This is a genomic window from Microcystis sp. M44BS1, assembly GCF_020244875.1.
In the GTDB taxonomy this organism is placed as follows: domain Bacteria; phylum Cyanobacteriota; class Cyanobacteriia; order Cyanobacteriales; family Microcystaceae; genus Microcystis; species Microcystis panniformis.
The window spans coordinates 39,412-55,202 of the sequence record NZ_JADBVM010000113.1 but is presented as its reverse complement, the minus strand read 5'-3'; the positions used below and the strand labels follow the sequence as shown (position 1 = coordinate 55,202).

At 42.1% G+C, this 15,791-nt stretch carries 6 protein-coding genes; 1 reads left to right on the top strand and 5 read right to left on the bottom strand.

The features are described 5' to 3' along the window. Positions 1-38 precede the first annotated feature (38 nt). The 4 genes from IM515_RS08305 to IM515_RS08290 all read right to left on the bottom strand — a co-directional run bounded on the left by IM515_RS08305 (position 39) and on the right by IM515_RS08290 (position 11,185). Positions 39-5,480, bottom strand: a complete 5,442-nt coding sequence (locus IM515_RS08305) for a type I polyketide synthase (RefSeq protein ID WP_287630052.1) — start codon at positions 5,478-5,480, stop codon at positions 39-41. A gap of 195 nt (positions 5,481-5,675) precedes the next feature. Next, positions 5,676-9,470 (bottom strand): AMP-binding protein, encoded by a 3,795-nt coding sequence (locus IM515_RS08300; RefSeq protein ID WP_287630051.1) that lies wholly within the window; start codon positions 9,468-9,470, stop codon positions 5,676-5,678. Positions 9,471-9,561: 91 nt separating this feature from the next. Continuing rightward, entirely contained in the window at positions 9,562-10,224 is a 663-nt protein-coding gene (locus tag IM515_RS08295; protein ID WP_002776854.1) for a nitroreductase family protein, read from the bottom strand. A 31-nt stretch (positions 10,225-10,255) separates the two neighbouring features. Next, a complete protein-coding gene (locus IM515_RS08290; protein ID WP_002732692.1) occupies positions 10,256-11,185 on the bottom strand; it encodes a VOC family protein in 930 nt (309 codons plus the stop codon). Positions 11,186-11,525: 340 nt separating this feature from the next. On the opposite strand from IM515_RS08290, the gene IM515_RS08285 reads away from it, so the two are divergent. After that, a complete protein-coding gene (locus IM515_RS08285) occupies positions 11,526-12,968 on the top strand; it encodes an AAA-like domain-containing protein (RefSeq protein WP_287630049.1) in 1,443 nt (480 codons plus the stop codon). On the opposite strand, the gene IM515_RS08280 is transcribed toward IM515_RS08285, so the two are convergent. Continuing rightward, entirely contained in the window at positions 12,965-15,697 is a 2,733-nt protein-coding gene (locus IM515_RS08280) for an AAA-like domain-containing protein (RefSeq protein WP_287630048.1), read from the bottom strand. The two genes, IM515_RS08285 and IM515_RS08280, sit on opposite strands and share 4 nt — an antisense overlap. Positions 15,698-15,791: the final 94 nt, after the last annotated feature.

Genomic DNA, 15,791 nt, shown 5'->3' with positions numbered 1-15,791 from the left:
TAAACAGGTTATTTAGATAGGGTTTGAGGTCTGCTTTTCTAGCTTAAGGAATTTAACTCCTGTAGCAGTAAATCGGACAATTCTTCTAGGGATAAATCTTCTTCGTTGAGGGGATCAAGATTGTTATCTTGATTTGCTCCTATTGCTAAGGGTTTTAAACTAAAGTCAAGGTCAATAACTTCAGCTACTAGATAATCGACCAAACTGGTCACTGTTGGGTATTTAAAAGTGATAGTTGCCGCCAGAGATTTACCTAAATCCTTGGCTAAACGATTGCGTAATTCCACCGTCATTAAAGAATCCATTCCCAACTCAAAAAAACCTTGGTCAACTTGGGTAAATTCTCTAGCCGGAATAGCGAGAATTTCCGCTACAATCCCTTGAACATGAGCAGTCAAAGCCGCAAAACGCTCCTCAATTGGTACTGTCCTTAAGACATCAAGAAAATTATTTTCTGTGGTTAATTTTTGGGCTGAAAAACTCTGGAAATCTCGTAATAAAGGCGGAATTTTTTGATTCTCGAAACTGTTAAAAAAGCTATTCCAATTGAGAGAAGCGACAGTTACCTGTGTCCGAGAAGTCGTCAGCAATGTTTCGAGGAGATGCAAACATTTTTGGGGATCAAGAGGGGTAAAACCCTGTTTAATTAGCCTTTTTTTCGCTTTTTCGTCTAAATTTTCCGCCATACCACCCTCTGCCCAGGGTCCCCAATTAATAGTCAGGGCCGGCAGTCCTTGCGCTTGACGATAATGGGCTAGACTATCTAAAAAGGCATTAGCGCTAGCATAATTACTCTGTCCAGAAGACCCTAAAACCGAGGCCATCGAGGAAAAATTAATAAACCAGTCTAAATCCACTTCTTGACTGAGGAGATGCAAATTCCAAGCGCCGAGTATTTTGGGGGAAAAGACGCGCTCAAATTTCTCCCAAGTCTGTTTGGATAAGCTGGCATCCTCTAACACCCCGGCCGTGTGAATAATGCCTTTTAAGGGGGGTAACTGTTGCTCGATTATCTCAAAAGCCCGACGCATTTGGCCAAAGTCGCTAACGTCGGCGGCAAAAACTTCTACATTGGTTCCCTCTTGTCGCCATTGGTCTATAATTGGCTGGGTTTCTGGAGTTATTCCCCGGCGACTTAGTAAGACGAGGGATTTTGCTCCTTTTTTCCTTAACCAATTAGCCACTTGCTGCCCTAAGGCCCCTAGACCACCAGTAATAAGATAGGTGGCATTTTCGGCAATTTCTCGGTTTTTTAGCGACGATTTCGGGATAAATCGCCCTAAACGAGCCACATAGCTCTGGCCTTGCCGCCAAACGATTTGATTTTCCTCCTCCGAACTTTGTAAAGATTGGAACACCTCTAGGGCTAAGGTGTGGCTATCCTGAAATTTATCTCCATCTAGACACAGACAGCGCAATTCTGGGTGTTCTAGGGCAATAGTCCGTCCTAATCCCCAGAGGGAACTTTGGGCAAGGGCAATCACTGTGGGTTGAGAAGGAATGTATTGAGCCGATTGGGTGACAATATAGAGGCGAGGAGAGTAATTAACCTCTATTTTGCCTAGTTCTTGCACTATTTCCAGCAAAGTTCCACAAATTCGCTCTTGAGTGGCGGCTAGGTTTTGATTATTTTCTAAAGCTTGGTCGTCATCGATTCCCCAGAGATAAATTAGACCTTGATAGGGTTTTTTGAGGAGATATTGCCAAGTCTGGCGATTGTTTTCGGTGATAAGTTGGCATCTATGCCCTTGTTGCGCCAATTTTTCGGCTAATTGTTGCCCCACTCCCTTTTTGTCAGCAAAAATTAACCAATCTCCTGTTTCTGTCCAATCCATTCCCGTCAAGTCCGTGGCTTGCCAAGTAATTTCGTATAAACTATCCTTGAGGTCGTTGGTCTGGGAAAAGAGGGTTTCTGGCCGGGCCTGTTGAAAAGTTAATCCGTCAATTTGGCTAATTAATTGACCCGATTCGCTGAAAATAGTCAAATCAGCGATTAAGATGCCGTTTTGCAAATTGCTATGGCTGAAGCGACCATGACAGTATATAGAGGTGTCCTTAACTCCCGAAAAGGTCAATCGGTCAATATTAGTGGGAAGATAGGTGCTATTCCCCGCGGGAAATAGTGCCGACATAGCGTGAAAGCAACCATCAAGTAAGACAGGATGTAGCTGGTAATCCACCGCTTGCGAGAGTAGATGGGAAGAAAGTTGAATTTTTGCGACAATTTCGGACTGATTGCGGTAAAGTTCCTGGATAACTCGAAAACTTTCCCCGTAGTTCACTCCTTTACTTGAACAGTCCTGATAATGCTGTGCAATTTCGATTTTTTGGTGACAACGGTTCCGGATATCTGTCCAATTGCAGCTGGGTAAGTCCTGGTTTTCATTGGTTAAATTACCCGATAGATGCAGTAGGGAAACTTCCCCTTCCCCAAGACTGAGAATCTGAAATTGTCCCCCCGCTAGTAAGCTTAACTGTACCTTTTTACTCTGGTTTTCTGAGAAAATTAAGGGTCGATTCAGACTCAATTGACCAATAGTGAACTGCTGATTGGGATATTGTTGACCAGCTGCTACTATAATCATCTCTAGATAGGCTGCGGCTGGGAAAACTACCTGGCCAAAAACTTGATGTTCTTGCAGATAGCTGGGAGAGCAGGGAGAAAGAGAGGATTGATAGTGGACATCCTTTGACCCCAATAGATGCAGCGGTTGCTGTAGGAGAGGGTGGAAAGCTGCTGCTGTCGGGGTTTTTAGCTGAGAATCAATGTAATCTAACCAATAGCGTTTTCTTTGGAAGGGATAGGTCGGTAAGGGGATTTTTTCGCGTAAATAATCCAGGTCGAATCCATTCCAGTCAATTTTGACCCCTTTTACATAAAGGGTCGCTAAACTTTGGAGCAGGGTTTCCCAATTCGACTGTTTTGGGGATAAACTAGCTAACCAGAGACCTTGGTCGGGGAGATTTTGCTGACCTAGGCTAATTAAGGTGGTTTTGGCACCAATTTCTAGGAATATTTCCGTATTTAACTCTCCTAATCTTTCTATACCCCGGGCAAACTCTACGGGAGACAGTAGATGATTAACCCAATATTGGGAAGTTGCTATCTCTGCATCGATAACATCCCCAGTCAGGTTAGAAATAAGGGGGAGACGCGGGGAATTATAGGTGATAGTTTCGGCAATCTTGGCAAATTCTCCCACCATACCCGTCATTAAGGGAGAATGGAAAGCATGGGAAACAGCTAAAGTCTGACTTTCAATGCCTCTCTGATTAAAGTTAGCGATTAAATGGTTAATAGCCTCAGTTTCGCCAGAAATGACTGTATTTTCTCGACTATTGACCGCAGCAATGGTACAGATGCCCCTAATCTTCCTGAGATGATTGGTCACGCTGTCGGAATCGGTAAAAATTGCCGCCATTATGCCGTTTTTCGGTAATGTCTGCATTAAGCGTCCCCGATGGGCAATTAACTTCAAACCGTCTTCTAAGCTAAAGACTCCCGCTAAACAAGCGGCCACATATTCCCCTAAACTATGACCGATGAGAGCATCGGGTTTCACTCCCCAAGATAACCAGAGTTGAGCAAGGGCATATTCCAGAGAAAATAGGGTAATTTGACTGTAAAAAGTCTGATTAATCAACTGACTGGTTTTTTCGTCCCCATATAACACTTGCAGTAAGGATTTCACCCCATAGCTCCGTAAAATTTCGTCACATTTCTCTAAAGTTTGGCGAAAAGTCGGTTGCGTTTCGTAGAGTTCCCTAGCCATTCCGGGATACTGTGAACCCTGTCCCGTACACATAAAAGCCAGTTTAGGGGCTTTTTTCGAGGTTAAAAGACTTTTTTGACCTGAAAAGCGATTTTCACCCCTAATAAAGTCTTTTAAAGCTTGCTCAAGCTGTTTTTGAGCCAGAAAGGGAATAGCTAAACGATGCTCAAAATGCGATCGCCCAGTATTAGCGGTATAGGCCAGATTTGCCATGACCGTCTGGGAATTTTGACCTAAAAAATCGTAGTAGCGTTGAGCTAATTCCCGTAAGGCTGGCTCACTTTTCGCCGAAAGGGTAATTAAATGACAAGGACGTTCTAAATGAGGTTTTTCGTCACCAAGCCGCTCAAAATTGCTTTCCTCCACGATTAAATGGACGTTAGTCCCACTCATCCCAAAAGCGCTCACTCCAGCCCGTCGGACTCCTTCTCTGACCAACCAAGGGGTAAGAGTGGTGGGGATTTTGACCGGCAGTTTTTCCCAGGGAATATAGGGATTAGGGTTCTTAAAATGAAGATTAGGGGCGATTTGCTGATTTTGTAGCTGTAAAACTGTCTTAATTAACGCTGCAATCCCCGCAGCCCCTTCCAGATGCCCCATATTAGTTTTCACGGTTCCCAAAATCAGGGGATTATCTTGGCTATGACCCCGGCCATAAATTTTCCCTAAGGATAAAACCTCGATGGGATCTCCTAAAGATGTACCTGTACCGTGAACTTCGACGTATTGCAGATCTTTAGGTTGAATTTTCGCTCTTTCGAGGGCTTGTCTGAGTAAAGCTTCCTGTGCCTGACCATTGGGGGCGGTTAAGCCATTACTTTTTCCATCGTGATTGACAGCCGAACCGCGAATTTGGGCGAAAATAAGATTGCCATCTCGGAGAGCATCACTGAGACGTTTTAAGACCACGACACCGCAACCTTCGCCCCGACCATAACCATCGGCCGAAGCATCAAAGGTTTTACTGCGACCCTGGGGAGAAACGGCTTTTAACTTACAATTACTAATCGCAGTGGCCGGGGTTAACATCAGATTCACACCCCCCGCTAAAGCGAGATTACATTCTTGGCCGCGCAGACTTTGACAGGCCAAATGTACTGCTAAGAGGGAGGAGGAACAGGCCGTATCAATTTGCAGAGTCGGACCGTGAAACCCAAATAGATAAGAGATTCTGCCGACGGCAATAGCGCGACTGGTTCCTAAACTGTTGTAAGCATCAATGTGATTGACTACGCCTTGATGAAAACACAATTGGGCATAATCATCGCGAAAAATGCCCATAAATACGCCAGTTTGACTATTAATCAAACTTTCTGGCGCAATAGCCGCATTTTCTAGGGATTCCCAACAGACTTCTAACAGTAACCGTTGTTGCGGATCCATGGCGGCGGCTTCCCGGGGTGAGATGCCGAAGAAAGCTGGGTCAAATTCGTCAACTTTGTCTAAAAATGCCCCTTCCCGACTATACATTTTCCCCGGAACATCGGCATCTTGGTGATAATAGTCGGCAATATTCCAACGTTCTAGAGGAATTTCTGTTACTGCATCGATGCCATTAACCAATAACTGCCAATAACTTGCGGAATCATTGACTCCTGCGGGAAAACGACAGCCCATCCCCACAATAGCGATGGGTTCGGTTTGCGCTTTGACCATTGCATCGAGGTGTTTGTATTGTTCTAAAAAAGCTTGTTTTTGTTGATTCATCTTCCTAACAACTCTTGTCTTGTTATGTCACGTCACTTTCATCTCAGGTTATGCTTGGGAAAAAGTCACGGATAAGCGGGAAAAACCTTGATACTGTCGGGATGGGAAAATTTAGTGGCATAGTCACAATTGTCCCCGTGACTCCGAGGTGGGGGATAGGTCAAGGGAAATTAGCTATCCTATCCCCACCAGCGATTAACTAAAGAAGGCTGAGATTTCTTCTTCGGATATTTGGGGTAAAACTGCTAAAATTTCGCTTTTTTCTCGATTATTTGTCGATTCAGCCGCCGTATTGCTTTGATTAATCTGGTTAGCTAAATATTCTGCCAAACTATCAATAGTGGGATAATTCCAAACAATGGTGGCTTCGACGGGGATTCCCGACCAATCGGCAATATCTTGCGCTAATTCCACGGCAAAAATTGAATCTAAGCCAAAATCAGCAAAAGACTGGCTGGTTTGGATAGTGGCTGGATTGACCTTTAATTTCTGGTGTAACCAATTACTTAACCACATTTCCACCTTTTCGGGAGTTTGTTGGCTAATAAGGGACTTTTTCGGACTAGAGGGGCTATTTACTCGGTTCTGCGGCGTTTGAATAGCAATTTCGACCAGAGAAGTTTCAGCTTGAGGATGAGTCTGTTTAGCTTCTGGTTCCAACGTCAATAACTCGTCGAGTTGATAATCGGAACCCTCTAGACGTTGTTCGATATCATCAATAGATTGACTATAATCGAGGATACGATCGCGGATAGTCGCCACCGAAGAAGCAAAGTTTTCTTCGGGTGTTCCCCGGAGAGCTTTCTGCACACATAAATCAAACTGCAATTGACTCCAAGCTAGGGCATGACTGTACTTTTCCCCGGGGTGAATTTGGGACATTTTCGCTGTTGTTGCTACTAAAGCGGCGTAACAACCCAATTCTCCGATTAAAGAATAAGCCCAAGCTAAGGCGGCAGAACGATCACCCCAGAGATTAGACTGGAGACAACGCTGATTAATAGATTGGGCAGTGGTGTGGAGTTGCAGGGCAATCTCGGGCGCTTCCAGAACTTTTGTCAGAAATTCGCCTAATTTGTCCGTATGGGTGATACTTTTGCCCAAAAAGATTTTCAAACTTTCGTTAGGACCTTCGCCAATTCGTAAAACTCTGGCATCCCGGAGAATTTGCGGGGCAAGATTAGTTTCCATGTAACCTCTACCCCCGAGCATCTGAACGAGACTATCGGCCGCTTCCCAGAGGTAATCAGCCCCCGTAATCTTGGCAATAACTGCCATTTCCCTGGGAACGGCAACTTTTTGGTCTAAGGCGGTGGTGATACACTTTAAGAGACTGGACAAGGCCACCGTAGCCCCAGTTAAATGGTCAAAACGGGCTAAAGTAATCGGACTTTCTAGCAATTTACCTGTAGCGATCGAACGACGACTGGCATAACGTAACATTAATTGTAAACAGCGTTTCATGCCGCCAACTCCCATCATGCCAATCCCTAAACGGGCATAAAGTAAAGCATCGTCGGCGGGTTCAGTGCCATTGCCCAATTCTCCCAGCAATTGCTCTTTAGTGACTAAAACATCCTCAAAATAGATGGCATTTTGCATAATTCCCCGTAATCCCATAGTTAGGGATTCAGGTCCCAAACGCAGACCGGGGGTGCCTTGACGGACAAGAAAACCTGTCAAACCGTTATTCCCCGGTTCTTCCGAATCAAGCAAACGGACAAAAACATTAATCATTCCGGCCCAAGCGGAACCATTCCAACGCTTAAGGCCGCGAATTCGCCATTTATCTCGGCCATCCGGCACGGCAACGGTACTAATTGCCCCGATATTCGCTCCTGCTTCCGGTTCCGTCATGCCAAAGGAGGATAATTGCCTTCCTGTCGCTAAAAGAGGTAATAACTCTTGCTTGAGGGAAATAGTCCCGTAGTTGAGCAGCGGACGGATACCTAAGCTGTTATTGAGACTCACCATCGTCGCCAGAGTTAAATCAATGGCGGCTAATTGTTCCATCACCTGCAAAAAATTGCGATTATTAAGGGCTATTCCCCCGTATTCTTCGGGAATCTGCATTCCCATCAGTCCTTGATTGCCAAAATCCATGACAATATAGGGCGGCACACAACGACGGTCATCAATCAGATGGGAATTAATGCGAGTTTTGGCGTAATCTCGCAACCAAGTCAAGATTTGCTCGGTTTTTTCTTGACTAGCGGTTGTGGGGGCAGCTTGGTGACTGCTGAGGGGGGGGGTTAGCGTCGGCATAGGGGATGAAATTAGTGGAAGTTGCTGGTTTAAATACTGTTGACGGCAAGCGTGGCGTTGAATTTTGCCGCTAGAAGTTTTGGACAGAGATGCGGGTTTGATAAAAGCAATATCATAAACTTGCAATTCGTGTTCTTGAAAAACCGCTCGACGAACTGCTTCTAGGGCTTTTTGCTGGTTAAAACGGCGAATTGCCGTTCTTTCTACCTCTTGAACCAGGACTAACTTTTCTTCTGCCTCGATTTCTACGGTAAAGGCGGCAGTTCCACTGGGGCAAAAGTCGGGATAGCATTGTTCTACGGTCTGTTCGATATCCTGGGGATAGTAGTTACCACCGCGAATAATCATCAGGTCTTTCAAGCGTCCGGTGATGTATAGTTGACCCTGATGAATAAAACCTAAATCCCCTGTACGCAAATAAAAACCCTGTCCAGTATCGGCGATAACTGCTTGAAAAGTTTTTTCTGTAGCTTCGGGATGTTGCCAATAGCCCTGGGCAACGGTTTTGCCTTTCACCCAAATTTCTCCCACCTGCTGGGAGGGACAGCGTTGACAGGTTTCAGGATTAACAATGGCAATTTCTGTGTCGATTTCTGTTTGTCCACAACTGACTAAGGATTGAGAATTTGGGCTTTTTTCTGTAAAAACGATTTGATGACGGTTTAAAGCGGCTTTTTCAACCCAGCAGATTTGAGGAACTTGATTTTTCCTGACAGCAGCAACTTTTAAGGTGGCCTCGGCTAAACCATAACCCGGACAAAAGGCGGCAAACTCAAAACCACAGGGGGCAAATTTACGAGCAAATTCGCTCAAAATTTCCATTCTGACCGTTTCTGCCCCATTTAAAGCCACTTTCCAACTGCTTAAGTCTAAATCCGCCAGCTGTTCCTCTTTAATCTTGTCAAGACAACGTTTATAGGCAAAATTAGGGGCGGCAGTGTGGGTGGCCCTGTATTTGCTGATGGCATTTAACCAACCGAAAGGACGTTGTAAAAAGGAAACCGGAGACATGAGATAACAGGGAAATCCTCGATAAAAAGGCAGTAAAATACCATAAATTAGCCCCATATCATGAAAAGTTGGCAACCATGTCACCATAACGCTCTTTTCATCGTGTTCCCAGCCTAAATCTAAATCTCGGAGGTTGGTCAAAAGATTCTCGTGATTGACCATCACTCCTTTGGGAGTCCCCGTGGAACCAGAGGTGTATTGTAAAAAGGCTAAGGTCTCTGCTTTTATCTGAGTGGGGTGGTCTTCGGCTAAACTTTTGCCGATTAAGCTATCCGTAGCTAGAAAGGGAATGTCTCTGTCTAGTTGCCTTTTTAATTGGTCTAATTCCGATTGTGTGCTTAAAAGTAAGCTTGCTTGCGAATTGTTAAGAATAGAAGTTAAGCGAGCCATCTTTTGGTTTTTCTTGGGCAAATTAACTGGAATTGCCACTACTCCTGCTAATAAACAGCCGAAAAACCCAGTAATAAACTCTAATCCCGAAGGGTATGCTAATAAAACTCGTTCCCCCGGTAATAGGATGGATTGGAGACTATTGGCAATCGCTTGCGCTTCTAGAAATAATTCCCCGTAGGTAAGGCGTTTTTCTTCGGTTTCGCCATCGACTAAAAAGGTATAAGCAGTTTTTCGGGGTTGGTATTGGGCGCGATAACGAATAATATCGACTAAACTGCTTATTTCTGACAAATTAAGCTTAGTATCTAAACAAAGAGTCATTTTTTTACTCCCTATTATTAAATGGAATCGAAGACAAAGATTTAATCCTCTCGCACCGGGAAAAGTTTCTGGTGACGGGGCGACGGTCACTCTAGGGGTGATTTGGGCTTAAATTAAAGGTTTCTCCGTAAATTTCGCCATAGCAGAGCTTCTGAGTCCCAAAACGTCCCCCATACTCGCTCAAGGGTTCATCAGCGTATCCCAAGGCTAAGAGACAACAGACATCGACCGTATCGGGAATTTGGAAATACTCGCGCAAGGGTTTAGCCACAAATCCTTCTAGGGGACAACTATCCACCCCCAAGCTTTGCGCCGCTATCATGAGATAAGTAACCGCAATCATAACTTGTCGGTTGCTCCAAGCTTCTGGAGACTGATAACAGGGTTTAAATTGGAAAAAAGGCGGAATGGCCATGTGCATGAACTTGGCCCGTTTTTCGGAAATCGTCCCCTCTTGCTTTCCTAACTCAATCACTTGATTAATGTAACCACGATGGTTAACTTGGCGATCGCCACAACAGATTAAAACCACGGGTGCATCGACCAATTTATCTTGTTCAAAGCCGAATTCTCGCAATTTTGCCTTATTTTCTGGTTCTCTAACCACAATAAATCGCCATGGTTGCAAATTATAACTAGAGGGTGCTTGGAATCCTAAACGAAAAATTTCGGCTAAAATTTCTTCGGGAATGGCATCGGTGCGAAATTTACGAGTAGAGCGTCTTTTTTGAAATATTTCAGCAATATTCATCATCTAACCCCTTTTATAAGACTTTTTCAACGGTTTAACCTAAAAAACTTTCGGGAATCGCTGGTCCCCATTGATAGAGAATATCTAACCCACCCGCATGAAGTTCTGGCTCGGTGGTTTGCTCGAAAAGATCCCCATCGGTAAAATGTTCAATGAGGCTACCGAAAGGATCTTGCCAATAGTCAAACACTTGACTTCCCAACAAATGGCGACCAATACCCCACACAGGAGTCCATCCTTTTTCTCGTAACCAATCGTGGCCGATTTTAATAGAGTCAAAATCTTGCACCTCGAAGGCAGTATGATGGACTTTGGGGTGAGAACCTTGCAACATGGCGATGGTGTGATGATCAACCCATTCCTCTCCCCGTTGACAACGAAGAAAACCCCCGACTCGTAAACTGGGATGGCCGTAATAAATTAAATCTGTTGCTTTTAAGCCAAAAGTCTGCTGATACCAGTGATAGCTTTCCTCAAAGTCTTTGACATCAATAGCTAGATGACCTAGACGTAAAATAGGTGCGGGTTCTTTTTTCGGCCTTTGGGTGCGACCTAAACGGGTTTTCCGACTAGCGTGATTCCATTGCAAGGGTTCGGGAATCGGCAAAGGTTCCACTTCCTCGATACCATAGACCAATTCTAGGTTAAAACCGTTGGGGTCAATAATTTTGATGCGCTGACCACCGCCGGGGGTGAACAGGGTTTCCACGGTCGAAGCGGAGGCTAAAGTGGCTAGTTCATGTAAGACGGATTCTGATGTCGCTTCTAGGGCAAAACTGACAAATTTAGCTTCTTTTCCCCATTCTACGACATAGACAAACTGTTTTTTGCCTCTAGCTCGCATATACAAGGCTGTATCGGTTTTAACTGCGGTAATCAGGCCAAAATCCCTCAAAAAACGTTCGCACAGGTCTAAATCCGGATGTTGATAGGTAACGTAGGCAATATCAGCAATTTTAGTCATAGTCGGTCATCCAGTGGAGTTGTCTAATTCGGCACAAAATAGCCAGACAGATATCGGTCAAAGTGCTGCCATAGCAAGGGTAAAAAGACTATTAAGAAAATCTGAACCTTGTTGTGGTTGATTATGGCATTGTGAGTACACCCACAGTCAAAGGCGAATTTTTCTTGCCCTCAATTGCTATCCCAGACTGGAGTTTGAGTAACTTGGGGGTGGAGAAAAACCTTGGGGAACTTCGGGGTTTTGCGGAAAATTTTTTTGAGAGATGTGGTCAAGGTTGTCTAGAGTACCTCGATAAATTGGACTTATTGAGAAAATATTCACACTAATTGAGAATAAACAAATGTCTAGAAAAGTTACCTATGGGGATATTCCCAGACAAAGAACCAAATATCTGCTTAATGCTCTGTTAAAGTTTGCTAACTACGAGGTGGATAATTGTGAAAATCTGGCTATTAAATTTAGCTGGATTAATGAGAAAAAATTGAAAATTCAAGCCGAACTTAATGCTTTAGAAATGCTGACGGAAAAATGTGGTCAAAAGCTGGAGTCATGGCAAATTCGCGATGCTTTGACGGAATATCTTAACGAAAAGTTTTTAGGTATTTTGGAAGATCATCGTCTCAATAATCAAGGAAAAATTCGTACTTTTCAAATTACTTTTTGGCAACGGGGTCATGATATTTTAACTAACCTAAGGAGCTTTGATCAAGAGTGGGCAAACAAAAGTAAACATCAATCTCCCGCAATTGCTGCTATTCTCTCCTCTTTAGATGAGGAAAAACAACAGGATTATCAGACCTATATTAAGGATTATGTGAAACGTCCACCTCTGGAGGAAAATTGTCTCAAAGTTCTTCAGCAAGAACAATCATTGCTAAGAATTCGTGCACCTCATAATAGTGGCAAAACCCGTTTAGTTAATTGGTTAGTCCATCATCTCAAACAAGATAATTATCAACCAGTTATCATTGATTGTGAGGAGGAAAAATCCACTATTGCCCTTAGTTGTGAAGACTTGCTGCTGTCGATTTGTCGTACCATTACCCAAGAATTAAAGATTAACGAATCTCTTCTCGATAAATTTTGGTCTCGTCCCGGAACTCCTGCCCACAAAACTCGACGATATTTAGAGGAATATGTTCTCCAACCCAGCGCTAATCCTCTGGTTTTTGTCTTTGAAAAATTTGATACAATTTTGGAAACTGAAACACTCGGTAATGAAATTTGTGGTATTCTCAGAAGTTGGCATGAAAGACGTTCCCAACCTTGGCGGAAACTGCGCTTAATTATTATTCATTCAACGGAATTTTATAGCAACTACGATTTTTATGCCTCTCCCTTAATTGGTGTAGGTTATGTGGCCAGTTTATCGGATTTTAATGCGGAACAAGTTCTCTCTTTCGCTCAAGTTCATGGCATGAATTGGACGTTATCAGATGTTAATAAGGTCATGAACTTAGTGGGAGGTAATCCTTATTTAATTAAGTTAATCTTGGTAAAATTGCAAGAAGGGAATTCTCTGGAAAAGGTTCTAGATGATGCCTTGCAGGGACGAGAGCCATTTCAAAGTCATTTTTTCCTCCTGATGAGATATCTGAAAAGTAATGCTAACCTACGGAATACTTTTAGGCAAATTCTTCAGAAAAAAGCTCTGACTCCGGCGCAAATGAAAGGAGAATCTGTCCAATTTTTGGAACGATTGGGACTGATCGACAAAAATTATGATACCCTAGAGGTGCGTTGCAATTTGTATCAAGTATATTTTGACGACTTGCTTGATTAGTCTCGTTGAGATTCCCAGTGAAACCGAATTGATTTTTCAAGTTTTGCTTCTAACTTACTCTCAACCTTCACAGTAATTGGTTCTCGATTAGATTCAGATTCATTATCTACAAACCTGAGAGGATTACCTGAGGTCAAACTGGCCGAAAGATTGAGGTTTTCTAAATGTTCTTGTATCAACTCTAAAGAAATTTTATTCTGGGATTGCAAGGCTCTAATAGCAGCTATAAATGATTGAGCCGCATCATAACTGGTAGCAGTTCGCCAACTAATATCTTCTTTCCATAAAGCTTGAGCATCTCTGACAAAATTTTGGGACTTAATTAGATGGGAAAACCAAGGCACAGCCAAAACTAAATTATCAATAAATTTACCGCTATCAACCAACATTTCATGTTCATACATGGAATGACTCCCTAAAAGAACTAGCTTATTTTTCAGTTCTGGAGTGTTGCTGGTATTCAACTCTTCAAGAGTATGGGATAATTCTACTACCACAGAAGCTGATTCCAAACTGGGAAATAAGACAATTCCTCTAACTTGATCTTGGGAAAATGCTTTTAAAACTTCTGCGTCAATATCGAGGGAAGATGATAAATCAATTACTTTAGTGATTTTACCGCCTTTTTTTTGGAAAGCTTGACGAAACTCTTGAGTAAGTTCTTGGCTATCAATCTGGTTAGAATTATTAAAAATAATTACCTTATCTAGATCATGTTTGCTGGCGTAATTAGCTAAAGTCTCACCAATTTTTTCATTGGTAATAACGGTTCTAAAAAAGTATTCACTCTCAATTACATCCGAAGAACTTGTAGAAGAAATTAAAGTAATTTTGGCTCTTTCATAGATAGGTAAAGCTGCTAAGGTGGCTTCACTAGAATAATGTCCAATTACTCCAATAACTTTGGGGTCTTTAACGATTTCCTTGGCGACTATCTTGGCAACTTTTTCATCATTATTATCATTGGCAATAACGATATTTAAAAATAAATTATTCGCACTTGTCGGTAATTGGCTATTAAATAAATATTGTGCTTGAGCAATCCCTTTAAGGATTTCTTGGGAAATTTCATTTTTTTTGCCACTGGGAATAACCACCGCCAAAGTAACATAATTATTACTTAAATAAGCGATAGCATTATTATAATAAATCAATGTTTCTGCATCTTCAGGATGAGCAAGATAGGCTTTTTTGAATAACTGTTTAGCTTCCAGATAATTAGCATTTTGAAAAGCCAAAATACCCCGATCTTTATAAAAATTTTCCTGTTCAATAAATAGCTTTTTTTCGCCTTGGCTAAATAGTTTAGGCTCGTTAGTATAGGGAATTTTATAAAAGTAAGGTAACAGCCATGACTGGTAGAATCCCAACCCAAGTAACCCTGTAACAATGCTAGTAAATATTCCCGCTACCAACATAAATAAACGAGATTGTTTTTGACGAGTAATGCTTTCAGAGGCTGCTAAAAAACGATAATCGATACTATCTAATTCTTTATCTTCTTGCCATTTTTTAGATTCCTCTAACTTTTTCCCCGTCAGTAAACAATTTGTATCGGTAAAATTTGAGTCTTCCCACTTAGCAATTTCCGATTGATAAGGACGACTAGCTGCTAATACATTATATAACCATTTTTGATTAAAAATTGCCTGATAAATAGCATTAGCCACTCTAAGATAGCCCTGATTATCGACGATAACTAATCCAGATAGTAATAATTCATCATGTTCTGGTGTGTTACTCGCTTTCACCAATTTACCTTTTAAAACATTAGCATAAACCCTTAGTAAATACCCTTGGTCAGGATGATAAATAAGTCGCTCTCTTATACTTGATAAAAAAGCAGGTTCATCTTTTTTTTCCCAGTTATCAATAATGTGTTTATAAACAAAATCTCGCATCCAAGCTGATAAGAGAGACTGAGGTATTGTAACTTTAAACTTGGCCATTAAATAGCACAATTTTTGAGTTAGAAAAGGTTGACCATTAGTCCAGCTAAAAATTTCTTGTAGAATTTCTTGAGGGGAAACACCCAACCCTTCTAGTCCTTGCATCAAGGGTTGACAGTTATCTTCTAACGACAGTCCATTTAATTCAATTGCTTTACCAATATTGAAAGGAGTTCTTTGACTATCCTGAATTAATTGATTGGGGGTAGCCGTGCCAATTAAAACAAATGAAATACGATTAAAATCTGCATTAATAACTCGCTTTTCATGACAAGATCTAATGTAAGCAAAAAAGTCATCAGTAGCAAAGGGTAGTTTTCTAACTACATCAATTTCATCAATAAAAATAACAATGTTGTTTGAAATTTTTATCAATAAAATTTCTTTAATAAACTGTCTAAGTAACCCAACATTAGAAACAGATTGACTGGCAATCCAAGATTCTAAATCCGTCATATTTAGTTTTAATTGTTCGGCAATTTCAATAATTAAGGAATGATACCAGCTAGATTGATCTACTGATGTCCCCAATTCATTTAAGTCTATACGGGAACAGGCTACTCCTTGGACTTCAATTTGAGTTTGGATGCGTACCGTCAAACTCGACTTGCCCATTTTGCGAGAATTGAAAATATAACAATACTGACTGTTCATCAGAGCTTGGTACAATTCCAGATCAGCCCTTCTATCCACATAGCTTGGATCGGAAGGAGATAAGGTACTAGAAAACTTATAAACATTCTCGGCGGTTCCGTTTTCTTGCATATTTCGGTATTTCATTGACCAGATAACCAAAACTTGGGTAAGTAATACCAGTTTGAACTACACTAACCCCGGTGATAAATCCAGAAAAAAACCGCGCTCACTCATAGCC

Coding starts and splice junctions, on each gene's coding strand:
- IM515_RS08300 (WP_287630051.1), bottom strand. CDS start 9,470: ATGACTCTTTGTTTAGATACTAAGCTTAATTTGTCAGAAATAAGCAGT.
- IM515_RS08285 (WP_287630049.1), top strand. CDS start 11,526: ATGTCTAGAAAAGTTACCTATGGGGATATTCCCAGACAAAGAACCAAA.
- IM515_RS08280 (WP_287630048.1), bottom strand. CDS start 15,697: ATGAAATACCGAAATATGCAAGAAAACGGAACCGCCGAGAATGTTTAT.
- IM515_RS08295 (WP_002776854.1), bottom strand. CDS start 10,224: ATGATGAATATTGCTGAAATATTTCAAAAAAGACGCTCTACTCGTAAA.
- IM515_RS08290 (WP_002732692.1), bottom strand. CDS start 11,185: ATGACTAAAATTGCTGATATTGCCTACGTTACCTATCAACATCCGGAT.
- IM515_RS08305 (WP_287630052.1), bottom strand. CDS start 5,480: ATGAATCAACAAAAACAAGCTTTTTTAGAACAATACAAACACCTCGAT.